The following is a 20896-nucleotide window of genomic DNA, read 5'->3' on the forward strand; positions in this document are numbered from 1 at the left end:
TTGTGGGGAAAAAGAAATAGCGAGAGGAAAGACATCCTTCTCGCTATTAAAATGAACTGCAATAGATACTGTACTATAAGTTAGAAGAGATATTTTAACTCTGCTTGTGCACAATGTGCTTGGGATTTGCCAGAAATATCACAACGATAACTTACTTTCGATGCGACAGATTCTGACCAAAGCATTTCGTTTTTAATACTTAATTTTAATAATGCTGCATCAGCTATGTAAGAGCTAATTTTAGCATCTTTTGTATAAGCATTAGCCCGAACAACCGGAGCAATACTGGCTTCTGCTTCCCACAAAGAAGGAACACAAATTTCTAGTATACTGTAAGAAATTTGGAACCCAGAAGGATAGGCTACAGAGGTATTGGGTGTATAGTTAGCGACGTCAGTAGTTACTTTTTCGCTGGTTGTTTGTGCTCTAGCAGAAATAAATGGAGCGATATTCAAGTTTTCACAAATTTGTATAGGGAAGTAGAAAGCTAATCCCGTATTTAAAGTATGGCTGTTTTTAGAAGGGGTAACTTTTTTCTTCGCAGGTACAACTAACTTTGCATCTTGGTCCCCGTTAGTATTTTCATCAGAGAGAATATTTCTGGGTTCAATGGGAAGAGAAGAAACTGCGGGAAGATCAATCTTATTCAAAGAGTAGGCTGTATCAGCAGCAACGATAAATCTACCATGGAATAGAGAAACGTTTCCATTGATTCCGACTATATAGTGCTTAGAGAAAATAGAAGATACATCATCTTTATGCTTAGCAACTTGTTCTGCAGCAGTTATTCCTAAGCTGTACCAATCACAGGAAGTATAATCTAGATTGAAAATTGCCCCGCTGCTTAATGTTGCATATTGGGTATTTAATTCAGAATCCTTAGATTGCTTATAAAACGCAGAGCCTGCTGCTGTTCCTGAGAAGCCACAGAGGTGGATCGACAAGCTTTGAGCAGAAGGAAATGTGGGATACAAAGTAGTCTGGACAATGTCGCCCGATTGGGCTAAAGCATAAGCATATAGGTCACTAGTGGCTACGGCTTGCTCTTCTTTTCGGATGATTTCTTCTGCACTTATTTGTACTGCAGCTTCTTCAGCCTGAGCAGTATGAAAATTTGTGAATAAAAAAGAAGAAAGTGCTATAAAGTATTTAGTTAATTTGGATCCCATAATACCTGTTGTTCTGGTTATTTAGTTCGTAAAAAGTGTCTCCAAATTTTCTGGGAAAAATTGAGCATACTGTCTGGAATAAGCCACGGCAATGGCGTTATTCCAGACGCGTGCATTGGAAGCACTCAGGGGAGAGGTTTCTGCACGATTTTCTTGCTAAATTAATATGCTCTCACCATACGAAGGGAACTTCGCACGGATTTGTTTTTCCGCGTCTAATCTAAAAGAACCAAGACCTTACTTGCTTTTGCCGAAGAAAAAGACTCTATCTTTTAGATTTCGTTGGATGTTTTGCAAACAATCTACATATAGAGGAAGATTTTTGGAATACTTTCGTTGCGTTCTTTTTCTCACGAAGATTAGAGATTTTCTTCTGAAATCCTTCCAGAACGTATTCTCATCTATTTCTTGAGAGGAGAATTTTTTTTCCTGAACGAGAAATTTTTTCTGATTTTAAAACAGACACTTTGCATATTTTCTTATCATTCAATGATGAAAGACACGTCTAGTCTTGCGACAAAATCTTCAAAAGAACGCACGAAAGTTAGTTGGAAGTAAAATTTTTAACAAGCAAAAAGGAAACTCTTCTCTTGAGCTTCCCATAGTTTATTTTAGAAAACAAGCTTCGTATTTAGCTGGACGTTTTGATATCTCAATAGGTTAGAAAACTCTCCTTGGTATTCCGCAGCTATTTGCAAATGTTTTGATAATGAAGTAAGTGTTTTCACGCTTACAGAAACTGCGTGTCTTGTAAGATGTGCTCCTTTCACAGACCAACTACCTTGGTTAGACAACATAATTCCCTGAGCCTCTATTGATTTTTTCAAAACAACAGGATGATAAGCAATACGAGCTTCGGTAATCGCAGGATTCTTTAGGAAATGCCATGTATTTTGTCCCTCTATTCCTACAGGTATTGCCACATGGTATAAGCGTTTATTCACTTTAAACTTGCGGCGATGATCTCCTGTTTCTTCAAATATAGGTTGCGAAGACCTTAGCCCGACAATTTGAACGAAAGGAGACATATGTGTAAAGGAATGGAAGAAATACACAGGTAATTGTCCTGTAAAGTAGAAGGACATGGATGCTCCCCAGGAAGTTCCGTGGAAGCGTCCTTCCGAAGATCCTAGCAAGGTAGGATATAACGACGTCATATGATGAGTAAAGTACCCATAAGACAGAGCACCTTTGGTGTGCATAGATTGATGCACACGGGGTAGACGTAAGTGTAGGCCGACAAGATACCCATGGGACATAACTTTATTCTGCGAACAATTTTCGTAAGTATGTCCAAATGTCTGAGAGAAGTTTAATGTAAGATCATTGAATTGCTCCAAAGACTCACCAATAACATAGCGTAATGTTTTGCTATGGTATCCCTTAGGATCTTTAGATTTCCCGTGGTGGATGAACAAGCCAGAGACTTGTCCATCAATCTTCCTTCCGGAAGATTTCCCTCCTCCTTTCCCAAACATAGAATCCATACTGGATAAAAAGGCTTTTGTTTCAAAAGCTGTTTGAGAGAGGATATTAGGTACTATGTATCCAGTATTTTCTGGGTTAACAACATAATGGGTAGGTGTCCAAGAAGCCTTGAGTATTTTTGTATTTCCTCCAGCTCTTGCTCCATCCGCTCCACTAGTAGATTCAGCAATCTCTGTTGTCCAGGTTCCTTGATAGCCATAGTGTTGTTGGCTATTTAAACTATTAGCACTTAATCCAGAAGTGTCTATGTTGGTGAGAGTAACAGAGACAGATTGCAGAGAAGTGCCTCCTTGCATGTAGACAGGAGACAGTTTTTGGTTTTCTGAATCACTATGTTTGGTATGTGGTAGAGCACCTCCAACTCCTGGTGCTAATCCTCCAACACCAGGAGAACTAGCAGTGGGTTCCGTAAGATTCAGTAGGGTCATGTCAGTAAAGCTTTTGGCTAATAAAGGACTCTCCTCATAGGGAGAATTTCCGTCACTATTAAGGAGCTGCAAGCTTGTAATTGTGATAGCTTTTGCTGTTCCAGTTTTTTCTGCAAGAGCCGCCGCCGCTGCTTCCGCTGGTGCTTGTGTTACCTCAATAGTCGGAACTCCAAGTGATTGTGTCAGACTATCAATATCAATCCCTAAACAGGTAAGGGCTATCTGCGGATTGGTTTCTGCGTTTAGCTCTGAGGGGGAAGTAGCAGCGGGTATTGTTGTAGTGATTTTTCCTCCATTACCTAAGAGAACTGTTCCTCCAGACTGTGTGAATTTTGTAGCTGAGAAAATAGCTCCGTCTCGGATACATAAAATTCCTCTACATAATTCCGCAGGTCCCGAACATGTAGTTGTCATATCGCTAGGGGAAGGAGAAGATTTTTTTACTAAATACTGTGTCCAGTCAAGATTAGCTGCAGACAGTAAAACGGTACCTTGATGTTCAGGATTTGGATTAATTGTTAATGTTTGAGTTGTTGATCCATGAGTAAAGGGGTCATAAAAACTTACTTTATACCCTTTTCTTGCGCCAACTTGTACCGAAGTACCATTAGTGGTTAAAAATGCAGATCTTTCTGGTGTTACTACAGGAGATTTCTTTTCTTTCCCTGTACCATTGGACACAATGACGTTCCCATCGAACACGATATTACCATAGTCAGCAAATAGGGTGATGGTTGACGTTGCAGGGCTAGTACCATTTAATTTAACTGTTTTTGCAGTTGGTGTGCCTACACTAATGGCTCCAGACTGAGCACTTTGGTTATTTAAGAAGCTTACCGGACCGTTATTTTGAACAGTTAGATTTGTTGTAGCATGTACAGCTCCGCCGCTACCCGAAGATTGGTTGCTTTGGAAGATTACGGGACCTTTATTACCCTCGATAGTTAGAGCATTACAAGAAATAGCTCCTCCCGAGTGCATAGGAGTAGGTTCGGTGGCAAGCACAGCTACAGATTCTGTAGATGCTGCTGTGTTATTTGTAAAAGTTACTATTCCGATATTATTTATAATATTGCAAGATCCAGAAGAGTAAAGAGCACCTCCACAGTCTGCAGAGAAGTTCCCCTGGAATTTTACAGATCTGCGGTTGCCTTCTATAACAGAAGAGCCTGAGGATATCGCCCCTCCCTTATTCGTAGAGAAGTTTGAGGAGAAGCAAACGTTCTTATTATTGCAAATTCCTAAAGTTCCTGTAGATTGTACAGCGCCACCATCGGATTGTAAGGTTGCTGCGGACTCCTTACTTCCAGTATGTAAGGCAGCAGTTAGTGCCGAGTGTGCTTTAGAGGAGTTCCCAGAAAACATTACAGAAGAATTGTCTGAGAACATAATATTTCCTACTGCAGATACTGGAGAGGTTGTCGTTTGAGAACCTGATATAGATAAACTACGAAATCCGCATATATTGAGTTGGTTAGTTCCGGAGGATGGTGTGCTAATTAAACTCATAGCTCCATCGGTGGGATTAATCGTTAAGGAAAACCCTCTACCTAAAAAATTAATTTCCGAAGATGAAGATTTGAATAATGTGGAGCCTGCGGAGATATTTGGGGATAGCAATGTGGTATTGTCAGATAAGAAGAAAATCGATGTATCTGTAGAAGACCAAAGAGCTTCGTCTGTTTTCGAAATGTTTACTCCTGGAAACGCTCCGAAACAAAAAGAACTTCCCAAACCGTAACCTAGGCATAGGTAAACAAGGGGTTTAGAATACGCGGAAGAAAATAAGTTGCGCATGATAGTGATTCCCATCCCAATTGTTTAAAGAGGATACAAGACAACCCTTGGTTTGTTATATTAAGTATCGCAATATGTTAATAAAATCTTGAGGAGATTCTTTAACATTTAGAATCTCCCTTGTAACCCTGTTGACAAACGATGGCTGGTATAGCCTTTCCTAGCATCTAGAACATAATCTATGAATGCTGTCACATGTTTTTGTAATTCTATGCTGTCATTTAGTTCTAGGTAAATACCATGACGACTTATTGAGGTCCCGTGAGTTGCAAAGCTCTCTTGGTTAGCAACAATTGTCATATCATTATGGGGATCCACACGATAAATATCAGGCTTGTAAGCTAGTTTCAATGTTACTGTTGATGGAGCTTTAGCAAACGGTGAATACCATTGTGAGTAGAACCCAATAGGAAGAGCAAGATTGTGTCCATAACCTCGGGAAAACTTTCTTGCAAGAGCCCCGGTTTCTATAAATGCTTGCTGCCAACCTCCCACCATTTCTGCTGCTAGGAATCCAGTAAGTTCAAACTTCTTGGCGATATATCTCGTGGCAGTGCACCAGTGAATATACGGATGTTCAACAGAAAGTAAACCGTAGTAAATATTCTCATGCCAATGTGCTGAGGACTTCGATAGTTTCGATTTCATCGAAGGGTACTGCGTTTTCATGTGATTTCTCACATATGTATATGCAGTTTTCCACGTAACATTGGTCTCGGATTTTTTCGTAACAATAGGGAGTTGACCAAAAAATGATGATAAAATCATCTGTTTGGTATCTTTAGCATTATAGGGGACGTTTTTGATTTGGCCATAGAGCTGTCCAAAAGCAACACCTAAACAAGCATCATCTGGATACCTTACACTCAATGATGCTTGATATCCGCCATATCTTCCTTTAAAGCCTTCGTGACTATCCTTTTGGTTTTGGAATATATGTGCTCCTATAGATTTGCCAGATAGGAACACTCCATTGTAATCTGATATCAAAGAATCATTTAATGCTTCGGAGAATGCCTGGGATGCTAAGAATGACGCCCAAAGACTATTGACTACGATTTCTCCTTTGCGAGAAGGGTCTAAAATATATTCAGCTCCTAAAGGAGTTGATGGAGTCCATAAGGCGTAAATTGTTTTATTAGCTACCCCTTGAGGTACGCCTCCACTAGGCGTAGGAGCTAGTAGGGGGGTAGTTTTATGTCTAGACCAAGTCCCTTGGTAACCATAATGGGCAGCTTCATTGATATTTCCTTCGGTAAAACTACTTAGTTGACTAGAACCACTGCCGCCTAATGTTACCACAGGAATACATAGGTTATGCATCAGCATGGGATTATCATAGAGATAGGAAGCGTCGTCGTAAACAATATTTAGGTTGTTTACTGTCGTAGCAGTGCTTGTTCCTGAATTAATATTTGCTGTGGTCCAATTAGGGTTCAGAAAGGAAGTAACATCACAGCCTAAGTTAGTGATGGTGAAAGGTTGTGTTGTTACATCACTTACTCCAGGAATCTGCCCAACTTGAGCACCAGATCCTACAGTTAAGATTCCTCCGTTACTTTGGGTTATACCAAGTACGTTTAAAATGGCGTCATTAGTAACTACAAGCTGGCCACCATTAATATTTACATTTCCATAGAGTGAAGATGTAAAATTTTGAGTTTCTATTTTTTCTGATAAAGTGAGTAATTTCCCTGAAAATACTACTGAGCCTCCCTGTCCACCATCATTGACCTTAATAACAGCAGGATTTGTTCTTGGTTGGACAGCTAGCGGCGCGGCTGCAGAGGCAATAGCGGTTGACTCTGGTTGGGGATGAGAAGGTAGAGCGTATGCCCTTTGTGCAGGTTTTACGTGAGTAAGAGGATCATAGAAAATAATACGTGCTCCAGAGTCAGCTCCTAAGGCAATGGTAGCAGTGCTATCAGCATATACAGCATTGCGTAAGCCGGGAGCACAATCCAAGTTATTACTGGAAAAGATAATATCCCCATGTTTTGCATTAATTGTTAAAGCACAGGTGGGAGATCCTCCATTTGCTCCTACAGAAGGGTCTACATAGATAGCTCCACCTTGTTTAGCTCTGTTGCTCATAAAGAGCATATCTCCCGAAGAAGAAAGGGTTAGGGATTTTGCACAGATAGCCCCGCCATTGCCTTTGGCATTATTATTATCGAAGATCATGGGAGCTTGTGTAGTGATGTTACAAGTGGTAGCATAAATTGCTCCCGCATCTTTTTCAGATAAATTACAATGGAACAGGCAAGCCCCTGTATTGTCCCTAAACGTTACAGATTTTGTAGGGGAGCAAATAGCTCCTCCACATCCTCCAGCTACTACTACTGTTGGGTTTGGAGAGGTTGCTCCTAACCCATTCGCAGCAGCATTGCCTGAGAACTTCATGTAGCCAGAGTTATTGGCAAAGGTAATATCTCCATTGTAAATAGCTCCTCCAGAACAAGCTCCGAAGTTTCTAAGAAATGAGATGGGCGCAGAGTTATTTTGAATGTTTACTTTGCCGTCTGTTGTAGACAGGATAGCAGATCCAAAATTTGCAGAGTTATTGCAGAAGGTAATCTCTTTTTTGATTTTCTCGATTCTCAGTGATGGAGGTACAGGTTCTTCAGCTTCAGCTAATAGAGCTGATTTTTCAAGAACAGTTTCAGATACTTTCGGAGGAGGAGCGTAAGGACTGATTTGGATTGTAGATCCGCTAGAAGCATTGATTGTTGTAGTGCCACCAACGCGACCCTCTCCTCCAGATTGTGTTACCACCACTGGAGAATATGGGGTTTTGTTCCCAGAGCAAATAAGAGATTTGCATGACATAATGCAAATATTAGGAGCGTAAATCAATCCGTGAGAGCCTAAGGATACATTCTCATTGAGAACAAGTTTATTTAAATTAGTAATCTTTAAGTTGCTGGTTGCTGAAATTAACGTGGCATAGCTAGAAGCGGGAGCTTGACAATGGTCGAAAACTAACGAGCGATTCTTTCCTAAGATTGAAAAACCTGCGTCACTGCCGATAAAAGAAGCAGGGAATTTTGTGCCATAAATATCTTCGATAAAACAGTTTGTCTTTAGTTTGATAGTTTCTCCGTCGACAACATAGGGGGGAGTGATATTATTGTTGATAGATTGCTGGGCATAGGCCCATACGGAGCTGCACAAGCAAGCCAAAAAGCAAAAAGAAGAAGATCTCAAAGAAAGAGGCATGCCTCAACCCTATAGTTTATAGTATTTAGAATCGAAATTTAGTTCCTATATTCACACTGTAATTGCGAGAGGACTTACGTACTTCGCAACTTCCATGGCTGAAGATTTCAATGTTACTGTTTACAGTTGTATGAGAAGATCCCTGTATCAAAACAGCATTTCTCTCTAAATTCGTGGCTTTGGTTTTCCATGACACGCCATTTGCCAATAGTAGAGTTGTACACGCAGGGTTTCTCCTATATAAGTCAGGTATATAGGATACTGATAGTGTGTAGAAATCTGGATTTGCGTGGGAGCGTCTATCGATTTTTAACCCTACTGGGGTGGCCACGTTAATTAACCGGCTTCCTTCGAAAGAACGTGCTTCTGCAAGTCTTTCCCTAAATGACCCATGTTCTGCGTAAGCTACTTGTACATGGGCGAAAGGAATAATCTGGTTGAGGTTTAAAATTTCAGATCGTACTTCTATGGGAAGACTTCCGCCAATCTCTCCTAGCCAACAGTTGTTATCCCAATTACCATCAGTTTCTGGAACTGAGGTATACCGGGTTTTCATTTTTTCTTTATTATGACTATAATTCACTCGAGCTGCGAATGATTTAAAGAACATTCGGGACTTACCAATAGGTCGTCTTGTAGAAGCATATATTGAGCCGATACAAGCATCAGATCTTGTCGTAGAAACGACGTAGTCCTTAGAACTAGCAAATATTTGTGCATAAGCTATGCCAAATATAGAACCTGACATAGTCTGAGAGTTTAATCCAATAGCACAGCCTCCGCTGATTCTTCGATATCCTTGATGCTCTGTATCTCTGTCATGATGGAAGATATTTGTGACACCAGATACCCACAAGCCTTTGCCATAATTAAAGCCATCGCAACTTGAAGTTGCGAGATCATTAATTGCTCTAAGATCAATAAATGATCCCCATAAGCTATTAGGGACCAAAGATGCGATGCGCTCTGGACTAGGTTTAAACCCTATTTTTGTCCAAGTAGCTTTTAATACCTTAGAATTGGTGCTACCTGCTTTAGCTCGCGATCGATTCCCGGCTTGTTCGCTTGCCCCGTCTACCCATTGGAGTTCCCACGTGCCTTGGTAGCCATAGGTTGGCGAGGTATCACCAAGAGGTTGGAATGGGACATTCTGTTCGGCAGTAAGTTTAATTCGTGTATCATTGCCAGATTGTGTTGCTACGTCTGAAACGACACCATTAGGTGTAGAAGAGGTCCCCGCATCACTTGCCATTGCCATAGATGCTGAAGGTCCTCCTGCGGGTGCTGGCGCCGGGGAAGTAATAGTTGGGCCCCCAGTTTTAGCTGTAGAAACTTCACAAAGTTGCAGTGTTACAGTATCTTTATTAAATAGATCGTGGTTTTCGTAAGCTTTTCCAGATAAATCGTCAATGTAGATAGGCCCAGATATCGTGGCAGTGCCGTTAGACCCAGTAACGCTAATTTTTGCTGCAGGACTACTGGATGTCATAAAAGAGTCCAAATTAATGTGCAGACCATTAACTGTAATGGAGCCATCGTTGTTGAGTGTCGCGGCTTTTGCAGCTGGTGCTGGAGCAACTTTAGGAGCTTCTAAAGCAGAAGAGGCCATAGTATAAGCATAGGCAGATGCTTCTGCTGATAGGCTGTGCATTGTAGTTGCTGCCCCAGCATCTTTATTCGTTGTTGTTGTCAATGTGGTTCCAGATCCCATTAACAACGTAGATCCGCTTTGTTGATTGAAGGAGAGAACACTCAAGGTTACTCCTTTTTCTAATACCAAAGAACCCCCAGCTAAAGTAACAGGCTGATGAATCTCAGATTTTATACCGCCTAAGGGCACACCAACAGCAGGTGCTGGTGTGACGTCTGTGAATACAACGGATCCTATGTAATTGGTAAATGGAGAATTGTCTCCTCGGACAGGATTAATAGTTAAAGTATTAGCATCTGCCTGTCCTGCTTGTAAAGCTTGTGCAGCAGTTTGTGAAGGAGGAACGCTAGTGATGGGATCAGCAAAAATTAACTTATAACTACCAGAGGCTGATAAACTCTTAATTTTAGCGTCCTTATCTAAAGAAATCGCATTACGTGCAGCTTCTCCATTAGCAACTTTGGTATTTCCATCGAATATCATGTCACCATAGTCTGCTGATAAAGTTAAGCTACCACCGCCCTTAATAAAAATCGCGCCGCCATTGGAAGCATTATTATTAGTAAATAGTGTCGGCCCTGATGAGGTGATACTAACATTTTCGCCATAGATAGCCCCACCTTGTTTAGAGGCAACGTTATTAGCAAAAAATATAGTATTTTGGTGGGTAATGGTTAGGCCAGAAGGAGTCAGTTCATTTGCTTGTAGGGTATGTGAGGCGGGTCCGTTGGTTGCTTTTACACAGTAAATAGCTCCACCATTTCCGGCTTCTTCTGGTGGAGACAGTTCAGGAGATGCCGCATTATTCTGGAAGATCAGAGATTTATTATTATCAAAGTTTATGTTTCCAATAGCATAGATAGCTCCACCAGCTTTTGCTGTATTAGCATCAAACTGTACTTCAGCATTATTGGATATGGAAGAATTGGTATTTGTTTGCATAGAAGCACCCGCAGTTGCCGCGGCTGCAGCTGCTGCCATAGATATAGATTTTTTCATGGCTTTGGCTGGAATGGCTGCATGGGTTGCAACTACTGCTGCAGCTGATTCTGTGGTGTTTTCCTTAGGGCCTAGATAAATTGCGCCGCCTTTGTCTGTAACAGAATTTAGCCTGAAGAGTATAGAACCGGAGTTATTAGTAATATTCAAACCTTCTGTCGCTGCGATTGCTCCACCGCAAGAAGACATATTACCCTGGAACGTCAGAGACTTCTTGATGTTGGAAATATTGACAGTTGTACCGTGGATACCACCCCCATTTCCTAAAGCTTTATTGTTTAAGAAGGTTAAAGTATTAATGTTGGAGAGAGTAAGCGGTGCACTGGAAGCTATAGTTCCTGAGGGCTTTATCAAAGTCATAGTTATTGGTACAGATAGCCCTGGTTGATTGTACTGCAACGCTTCGCAGTTTTCAAAAATTAGGGTGTTGAATCCAGAGAGTACAGTTGTAGAAGAACTATTTACTGCGTTATTGATAGCTGAGCCATCCCCAGTAGAGAGGATCCTTAAGAATTTTAAGTTATGTCCTCCACCTACGATGGAGAGAGGGCCTGCAGTATTTTTTAAACATCCTAAGGGAGTTCCCGATGTAGCATTGTTGAAATTCACAATGCTTAAATCCCCTTGAAGCAAAAGAGTGGCACCATCCGCGTAGGATGTAATTGTGTAGGGGAAAATGAGTTCATTTACATGCCCATCGTATACTCCATGAGGTAAGGGTATCTCCACAGAAAATGCCTGAGAAGCAAAGGGTACTGTTAGCGTTGTAGAAAATAAAAGTTTACGAAGGGACGCTTTCATTTGCTCGAGAGAATGACAAAGGATTTTCCCAGCAATATAAAAAAAATATTAAAAAATCAATAAGATAGACAATATGAAAGTATAGCCTGTTCACTATCAGCGGGTTAAAAATCCATTTAATATCCTGATATAGGTAAGAAGAGAAAATGCTCTATAGCGTAGCAGGTTTTGTTGGTATATATAGCACGCTATAGAAAGATTTTTTAAAAGAGCACTTGCATCCCACCATTTGCGGAGTAACACGTTACGAATCTACGAAGTTCGGCAGATCCTTTAGCAAATAAAGCCACTGTATCGCGATAAGTATAGTGTGCTGATACTTGGCAATGGAGACCTTGACGAGGGAGTTCCATACTATATATTTTCCAGAAGTAAAATGGGGAATATTCACATAGTACGTTAGAAACAGGATTTTTACGATAGGCATCAAAAATATAGGATACAGATCCTACGTAAAACAAAGATAGGCGTTTGGAGTGGCCCTCAATACGCATGCCTAGGGGAAGAGCGAGGTTCATGAGTTGGCTACTGGATAACCTATGTGGCCGAACACCTTCTTCTGTGAATTTTCTTTGATAGCCGTATATCCCTTGAATATTAAAGAAAGGGAGGACATTGTGAAATATATCGTGTTCTTCCTGAATATCAAAGGAAAGAGAAACACCTCCTTCCATATTTACACAATGGGTGTTCCAATATGCTTCGGTGATTTTAGTAGAAGGACGGGAAACAGATAGAACGTTTCTAGTGTTACTATAAGTTGCTTGTGCCGTGAGGATTAAGGGCACATTTTTAGAAACTACTCTACCCACATTTGGAGAGAAAAACAGATTGCCAAGAGACCATTTTACGAATGGATAAAACGCACATGTATGTTGGAGGTATAGAGATCCCGCTAGTGTGTGCGTCCAATTTTTAGCAGCTGTAGTATCTTGTGTATGTCCTGACATGTGGATAATGCCAAGATTTGTTACTGTTTGTCCTGGCAGGCGATTACTTATTCCAAAAGCATAACCATGAGAAGTATAAAGAAAGTCTGTTTTAGATGGACGAGCCTCTTTATGAAGGATATGCGAAAGCTCGGCCCCCCAAATTCCCTGATTATGTATAGAGCCATCAGATACTGTATCCATAAGTTCATGAATTTTTCTTACGTCAGTAAAGGAACTCCATAAGCTGTTAGAAACTAAGCTATTTCCTTGCGCATCTATGAAATAAGGGCGAAATTCTCTAGGTTTCCATGATAAGAATGCATTTTTTACAGCATTTATCTTTATTCTAGGAGTTTGCATGTAGGATTCACGATCTTCCCAATCAAGAGTCCATGTGCCTTGATATCCGTAAGGATCCTGCCTAATGATGATGTCATCATCCTCAACTTGTATTTTTGAAAGTTCTTGAGATTCCAGTGTAAGTAACGGAATTTTCAAGTCTTTTTCTAGTAGTTTCGTATCGTAAAAATTTTCATCTTCGATATTTATGAAAATTGGTCCGTATAAGCGCAGGTAGTTGTCTCTAAATATTGTACTGATACTCGGAGGATCTGTAGATATTAGTTGTTGCGTCGTTAAAGGCAGGTGTAAGTTAGAAATTAAAATATGTCCGTCAGCACGTAATTTAGCTTGTTGTTCTAAAATAATTTTAGATTCGGGTAATTGGCTAAATCTTTTCGTGGTTACGATTGTATCTCCTTTTATGTGTAAAGTTCCTCCAGCTAAGGAGACATTCTGTAGAATCCTAGAAAGATAAAAAGCTTGCGAAGGTGAGCATCCATCTTGTCGACATCCTGAAGAAAATAGCACAGTACCTTGATAGATTTTTTCCTGGCTATCTTTATTGATATAGAGTTCTTTATTTGACGACCCATCATGAAAAATAGGGTCGTAAAATTCAATAGAATGTCCTTTGTTGGCTATGAGATATTCGATAGATGCTTCACTTCCTAAATGAATAGAGCTAGGGACAACGCGATTGTTGCGTATCACTTTATTTCCTTCAAAAATGATGCTACCTTCCTTGGCATGTAAAGATAGAGTTCCCTTAGGGAGGATATAAATAGCTCCTCCTTTAGGAAGGTCTCTGTCGTTTTGGGGGGCAACAGTATTATGAATAAAATGAACAGGCCCTGAGGCTTCAATTGCCAAATTGTCAGTATAAATTGCTCCCCCAGCTGTGTTAGATTCATTATTTTGGAAAATAGTAGAACCATTATTCTGTAAGAAGACAGAGGGAATATTATCATTGATTCCGGGCCGCACACAATGGATAGCTCCTCCTTCTTGCAGAGAAGAGCAGCCGTCAAAAGCAATTTTCTTATTATTTCGGAAAACTAATCGAGAATTAGAAAAAATAGCTCCTTTCCCCAGAGGAGCCTCGGGAGTGTTAGTAATAAGAAGTTCATGAAATCCTAAAAAACTGCATACGGAGTTACTTTCTGTATTTTTTACAAAGGATCCCTGATTAGTTAGTGTGTTATCAGAAAGTATCATGCTATGGCCATTCCCTAAGAAAGATAAATAGCCTTGAGTATGTTCAAAAAGACTACGATTTGCAGGATTTGTTTTAGTGACGTTTTTGATTTCTACATCTGAAGATAGAGAGTAGAATACGTGGTCATTACTGCTCGTTCCTTGGGACTCTTTGATCTCTAGGGTACCACCCGAGCTTCCGTCAAAGTTATTGGTAGAAGACAGAGTATTTCTCACATCCCCGTGTGCTGGGTATAGGGGAAGAAGCACAAGAGAGCAAAAAATCCCTAAGGAAAAGTTTTGCTTCATAGGATTTTATTTTTTTCAAAATTCAGAAAAATTGGTGCTTGGAAAAGAAGAAAAAGAAAAGCACTCCAACCGATAAAAGATTTTTAAAAAAAAATCAAGAGCGATAGGAAATATAGACATTTGTAATTGGGAAATTACAAATGTCTAATGAGTGTTGAAATTATAAATCATAAACAGAAAGTATCTCTAATAAAAAGATATGCTTTCTATATTTTAGAAGTATAAAGATCCTCCAGCATTCGCGTGATAGTTTCTAGAAGAACTACGGACATCCAACCCCCCTTCTAAGAAAACACTGCAATGGGAGTTGATAGTGTATTTCCCAGATCCTTCGCATAAGAATGCTTGTCTTGCCAAAGTAGTGGATGGGGTCACCCAAGGAAGAGGGATAAGACTACTTGCCTTTTTGACAATCTGTGAGGTTGTACAGCTAGGGTTATGTCGGTACACATCTCCAACATACGTCATAATTAAATCATAAGTGAGAGTTTTTTTAGGCGTATATCCGTAGAACTTCATACCCAGGGGAACAGAGAGATTTGCCAAATAGCTGTTCGAAAATCTACGTGCTCTCGCTCCTTGTTCCTCAAATTCTGTCTGATTTGCATAGACACCTTGTAATTTCACAAAAGGTTCAGCAAATTTTAAGAATCCTTTTGTTGCTGTAAATGCTAGAGGTAACGAACAGTATAGCTCCGAAGCATAGCACCGTGTATTCCAAAGTCCTTTATTTAGAGTTTTGTCCTGATGCCTGACGGTCATAGTATTTTTATCGAAGATAAAGTTAAACTGGCCATAGAACATCACAGGAAAGTCTTTAGATAAGGTTTTTAAGAACCTTGGCCTAAACACAGAAGTTCCTGATAGAAAACGTGCAATAGGTAATAGGGGAGTGATGTCTTCAAAGTATACCGTCCCTGCGTAAGTATCCGTATGTACTTTGGCATTGTTTTTGTCTTTATCCCTTCCGAACATCTGACAAAATCCAGCGACCACCTTGCAGTCAGTAAACAAATCTTTTTGCAGACCTACAGCATATCCAGAACTGATATGTCGGAATTGGCGCCTGTTGTTGTTGTGGCTTTTATGTAGGAAATTGGAAATGGCAGATCCCCAGAAACCTGAAGTATCTGTGTGCGCTGCCACAGTTTGTGTTAATCTTTGCAAACTATGGGCATTAGTCGCTGTACCCCATAGAGTGTTGGGGACTAGTGAAGTAACTTCAACTCCCTCATCTGTAAAAGGAATATATCCCATAGGAGACCATGAGAATATAGCAATTTTACTTGGATTCTCTGTTTCCTTAGCAGGCATATCTACCCAATTAAGGGACCACTCTCCCTGATAACCACGATGTTCGTTCAAAGATGAAGTAAAGCTATTTGCTACGTTGGCTGTACTTCCTGTAGGAGTAGACACAACTATCATCTCCTGTTTGACAGGAGTAGATAAAGCAGGATCCTTATAAAGAGTCTCTTCTGTAGTGAGTGTTAACGTTGAAATAGTAACATTTTCCCCAGATTTAGATAAGGGAGTTGTGGTTTTAATAGTGGCAACAGCCTTAGGATCAATTTTTGTCATATCAACACAAAGTGATCCTATAGATACTGCTCCAGAACATTGAAGTTCTGTATCTTGTCCCATACGTACTTTAGAATCCGCAGTACTTTGAGACAAAGAAGCAACGTTAAGTGCCCCGCCGTCCTCTAAATGCAAAGTTCCTGTTGTTAGGGTAATGGGTTGATTGATAGTCGAACGACTGCGTACACCAGTACCTGGCATGTACTTTCCGGAGAATACTATAGTGCCATTATAGGTAATAGGAGCTGCTGCAGTTTCTTCTCCTTGTTTAGAAGTAAGTTCCTGTGGGTCAGGATTATTGATTGTAAGAGAAGAACCTGGATTAGATGCTTGCGAAGTAATTGGATCATAGAAGTACACGGTCCGACCTTCTCCAGCACGTAGTTTAGTGATGTTCGCAGTATTTTCTAGGTTAATAGAATTATTCGTTGAAGACTCTCCTGATCCTACAGTATTACCGTAGAAAATAATGTCCCCACCATCTGCTGATAATGCAAGATTCCCTCCTGCACCCACGTTGATTGCTCCACCGTTAGTACCAGCAGAGTTTTTATAGAAGTAGGTAGCATCATGAGTTGCTTGGATATCGATATTCTTACCAGAGATAGCTCCGCCTTTTCCTGTAGCTGAGTTTTCCAAGAATACCGTAGTACCATTATCTTTTAGAGTGATAGTAGAGTTGTCAGCTGGGAATGTAGGTGATGCAGCACCTTCTAATAAAGTAACTAGTTCGTTATTACTTCTGACATTTACCGTGGTATGAGGTGATGTAGCTAAAGAATATGCTAAAGCATGAATCCTTCCGGTTGCACCTTCAACTGCTGGTGTATGACTTGATGAAGAAGAGTCTACAGTTGGTTGAGAATTAACTTCATTATGATCTTCAGAAGCTGCAGGTACTCCAGGCTGATGAGTAGGGGCTGTGGTTTCTATAGGTGTATTTACAACAGGATGTTCAACTGGTTTGGGTTGTACTTCTGAGATTTTCTCAGGTTCTTTATGTTCAGTTTCTTCAGGACCTTTTTGTTTCTCTATTTCCACTGCCTCTGGAGCTACTGAGTAACAAATAGCACCCCCGTCACCAGTATTGTGGTTATTGTAAAAGCCAACAGCGGAATTGCCATAAATCGTCAAGTTGCCGGAGCAGTTAACTGCTCCTTGTCCCTGTGTGCCACATGGACAGTTGGCAAAACATAAATTATTACAAGCTGTTAATACAGTGTTTTTAGTGTTTGCGGAGTTATGGATTGCAGCACCAGTACCTAGTAAACCGATGTTATAGAATATAAGATCGTGTCTTGTCCCCGCGGTTTTTGAAGAAACTCCTTCTGAAGATGAAGGAACGAGCGCTTTATTTCCGCAAAAACCTAAAAAGCCTGCTGTATTGCTAAAACAACTGCAATTTTGACTTTGCTCTTTCCCAGATGCTTTTAGTTCAGAGATTGCTTCGGCCGTATCGGTATCTCTTTTAACTTTATTTGTGGCTTCCTCTGTATCTTTAGGAAAAACTAAAGGAAGGGTGACAATTTCACCTGAAGAGGATTTTAGAGCCGCAACTTCTGGCTTTTCTGAGGCTGGCTCAGTAGAACCTGAAGGCATAAGGCTAGGAGCTGAAGTGCCTATAGATATTCCTGGAGGCAAGCTCGGCATCGCAGTATCAACGTTTCTAATGCGAACATTGTCACTCAGAACATACAAAGTCCCTACAGAGTTAGAGGAGTTTGCCGAGTAAAAAGGACGCTCTGATGTCCCCCCATCATAGCTGCCATCTGCTCCCATATTTGCTTCGTTGGGCGTTGGAGGAGGCGGCGGCGGAGGCGGCGGAGGCGGCGGAGCTGGTGGTGGCTCTACGGGTCCTGGGCCAGATCCTCCGCCACCGGCTCCACCTCCATCAGGATCTGTAGGAGGTGGGGGAGCTAGTCCTGGTTGTTCACTACTTGAACCAGGGCCTGCTGGCGTGGTTGGTGCTGGTGGTTTAGGGGAAGGAGCTGGTGATGGAGAGACTGGTATGCCAGGAAGGGGACGTGGTGGTCTACCACCACCACAATCATCATCTACTCCTCTTAAGACAGTCGCTGCATCATATATAGATCCATCTGGCATAATAATGGGAGGGATGGGGATGCCTTCCGGTAGCGTCGATAAAAAGCTCGTGTAGTGGGACGCTAATTCGTTATGAGATAAGTTATTATCCGCGAATACGGAACAGGGCAAAGGCAAAAAGATCGAAGAGATTAAGACCCCATGCAGAGAGAATTTCATAAGTAGGACTTGGGTATGAGACAGTCTTTTCTCTCGCAATAGAAAAAAAAAGAAAAAAATCAAGAAAGAAGAAAAACCCTGCCCTAGAGAAGGGCAGGGAAGAAAAGATTAGAAGTGAATTTTTGCACCACAGTCAGAGTTATAGCTATATGAGGAATTTCTGCGTTCAAAGTTGCCTTGAGCGAAGACTTCAAGAACGTCACTAAGGAAATAACGTCCAGAACCTTGTACGGCTACAGCCTGTTTATTAAGAGACTGCGAGCATGTTTTCCATGGTGTTAAGCCACCAATAACAAATGTTGTTAAATTTTGTGGGTTTAGACGAGCAACATCTGCAGAGTACAGAACGGAAATATCATAAGATAAAATATTTTTGGGGCACTTACCTGTGAACTTTATCCCAATAGGTAGAGACAGATTAGCTAAACAGGCATTCGAGAATGAACAACTACGTAAGCCTGTTTCTGTGAATTTTTTCTCTTCAGCATAGACTCCTCGTAATTTGATAAATGGTGAGATCATTTGGAAAACTTTAGCTGATTTACGTAATCGATAGATAAAGGTATTACTGATTTCTCCGGATAATGCGTAGTTGGACCATGCTCCTTCCGTAAGAGTATTGTCATTATGGTAGATAATAAGGTCATTTTTACTGTGGCTATAAGTAATTTGACCAGAGACAATTACTGGAATTTGAGAAGCAACATTGGTATCTGAAGGACATGAATGGGAATTTCCACAAAGGAATCGCCACATAGGCATAGTGCCCAGATGATGACCATAAACAGAACCTGATAGAGATCTCTGCTTCAAATGGCTATTAACATAGTCTTTATCTCTAGCAAACAGTTGGCATAAAGCAGCACTAAAGACATTATCAGAAAGAGTTTGTTTATTGATGCCAATTGTGTAACCAGAACTGTTATGGCGATAACCACGCTCTAGTTGATTTGGATCTATATGCAGAAAGTTTTTCATTCCTACAACCCAAAATCCATCATGAGTAACCGTATTGGTAGCTACAGACTCTACAGCACGACTTACGGAATTCAAATCAACAACATTGCCCCACAGGCTATTAGGGACCAATGAAGTCGTGATTTCTTGAGATCCTCCAAAAGGAATATATCCTACAGGTCTCCAATGAACAGTTGCTATTTTTTTCCCAAGAATCGTAGTTCCTCCGGATGTGGATCCAGGAGTTGCTGCCCAGTCGATAGTCCACTCTCCTTGATAGCCTTTGTGTTGTTGATGTTCTTTATGAAGAGTCCCAGGAACATTAGAAACAACCAGTTTAGAGACATCCTTTGCTGATAATGTCAACAATTCTTGGTTAATAGGGTGGGCTAGTGCCGGGGTATTATAGAAATCTTCGTTCCCAGTAATGCTAATAGCACCCGATAAGGTAATAGTACCGTTGTTTCCTGTTGTGGTGATTTTTGACGGTATTGGGGAAACAAAGTCATGAACAGTAAGTTGTAAATTATTAAGAGTCACATTTTCAGAAGTTTTAATACTAGATGTCTGATCCAAAACAACTTTAGACCCAGCAGTCTGTGTTAATGACTTTGCCTGTAATTCCGCGCCCTCTTCTAAAGACAATGCTCCCGAGCTAAGCGTTATAGGTTGAGTGACTTTGGAGACATGCTTTCCATATCTGTTAGGACCGTCTATATATCTTCCGGAAAATACAATCTTCCCATTGTAGGCATTTGCTCCTTCAACCTTGTTCATAGTTAGAGCTTCATTAGATGTGCCTTCTACGGTAATAGGGTCGTAGAAAATGAGAGAACGCCCTTCCTTTGCACGCATTTGAATGATTTTCCCATTAGCACCAATGTTAATCGCATTGTTTACACGCCTGTTATTTTGCGTAATGGTATTCCCTTTGAAAATGATGTTACCACTCTCAGCAGTAAGATCTAATTCACCACCCCCTGTAATAGAAATAGCCCCGCCTTTTTGGCCCCCGTGGTTATTCTCAAATAATGTAATTCCTCCAGCCTTTAAAACTAGCTTATCAGCATGGATAGCTCCACCTGAAGTTGCCGCTGAATTATTGGAAAAAACTAGCGAGTTATTTTGTTGGATAGTCAGTATAGCTGCTGTAGCCCCTGTTTTTTTACATGTGATAGCCCCACCGTGAGTAGTGCAGTGATTACTATCAAACACAACTTTAGTGTTCTGTTGGATATTTGTTGATCCAACACTGTTAATAGCACCTACTCCTGTATTTGCTGAAGGACAGGATAGAAAAGATAAGCTAGAAAATCCCGAGAGAGTCAAAGCTTTCCCATCAGCAGTCGTACTTATAGCAGCACCTGCTGCTGTAGATGTAATGTTTTGGAATAGCAAAGCAAAGTTACCTCCAGTAAATGTCAAAGCACCAGCTGTATCTTTAAAGCAACTAGTATTAGCAGGGAGTGTAGATTTGATATTAATAATCGACACATCTCCTGTTAGGGTATAAGTTGTCCCTCCAGCTGTGGTTGTTGTTTTGGAAGAAAATTGGCCAGCTCCTGACGAGCCGTCCATACCATCGGAAGATGCTAAGTTTGTAGCGTGAGCAAATACATGCGCAGCTAAAAATGTTGTGAAAGATGAAAAGAATAGAAACCCATGAAGAGAACTTCTCATAAATACATTCCCCGTTGTTTTGTAGGAAAAAATATTTATGCTTCTGGGTAGGAAAGAGGTTATGAAAAGACGCCCTACGCAAGATAG

At 40.8% G+C, this 20896-nt stretch carries 7 protein-coding genes; all 7 read right to left on the reverse strand.

Annotation, left to right across the window (positions count from 1 at the left end; all coding sequences use genetic code 11):
* Positions 1 to 80: 80 nt before the first annotated feature.
* Positions 81 to 1169 (reverse strand): autotransporter beta-domain protein, encoded by a 1089-nt coding sequence (locus H359_RS01660; RefSeq protein WP_020370999.1) that lies wholly within the window; start codon positions 1167 to 1169, stop codon positions 81 to 83.
* A 611-nt stretch (positions 1170 to 1780) separates the two neighbouring features.
* Positions 1781 to 4882 (reverse strand): polymorphic outer membrane protein middle domain-containing protein, encoded by a 3102-nt coding sequence (locus H359_RS01670; protein ID WP_040434001.1) that lies wholly within the window; start codon positions 4880 to 4882, stop codon positions 1781 to 1783.
* A gap of 108 nt (positions 4883 to 4990) precedes the next feature.
* Positions 4991 to 8101, reverse strand: coding sequence for a polymorphic outer membrane protein middle domain-containing protein (locus H359_RS01675; protein ID WP_020371002.1), 3111 nt, complete (start codon positions 8099 to 8101; stop codon positions 4991 to 4993).
* Positions 8102 to 8126: 25 nt separating this feature from the next.
* Positions 8127 to 11552: an autotransporter outer membrane beta-barrel domain-containing protein gene (locus H359_RS01680; protein ID WP_020371003.1), complete on the reverse strand. Its 3426-nt coding sequence runs from the start codon at positions 11550 to 11552 to the stop codon at positions 8127 to 8129.
* A gap of 203 nt (positions 11553 to 11755) precedes the next feature.
* A complete protein-coding gene (locus H359_RS01685; protein WP_020371005.1) occupies positions 11756 to 14329 on the reverse strand; it encodes a polymorphic outer membrane protein middle domain-containing protein in 2574 nt (857 codons plus the stop codon).
* Positions 14330 to 14542: 213 nt separating this feature from the next.
* Positions 14543 to 18172 (reverse strand): polymorphic outer membrane protein middle domain-containing protein, encoded by a 3630-nt coding sequence (locus tag H359_RS01690; RefSeq protein ID WP_020371006.1) that lies wholly within the window; start codon positions 18170 to 18172, stop codon positions 14543 to 14545.
* 108 nt (positions 18173 to 18280) lie between these two features.
* Positions 18281 to 20809 carry a polymorphic outer membrane protein middle domain-containing protein gene (locus H359_RS01695; protein ID WP_020371007.1) on the reverse strand — a complete coding sequence of 843 codons (2529 nt, stop codon included), beginning with the start codon at positions 20807 to 20809 and terminating at the stop codon, positions 18281 to 18283.
* Positions 20810 to 20896 lie beyond the last annotated feature (87 nt).

Source organism: Chlamydia ibidis 10-1398/6 (assembly GCF_000454725.1).
GTDB classification, from domain to species: Bacteria; Chlamydiota; Chlamydiia; order Chlamydiales; family Chlamydiaceae; genus Chlamydia; species Chlamydia ibidis.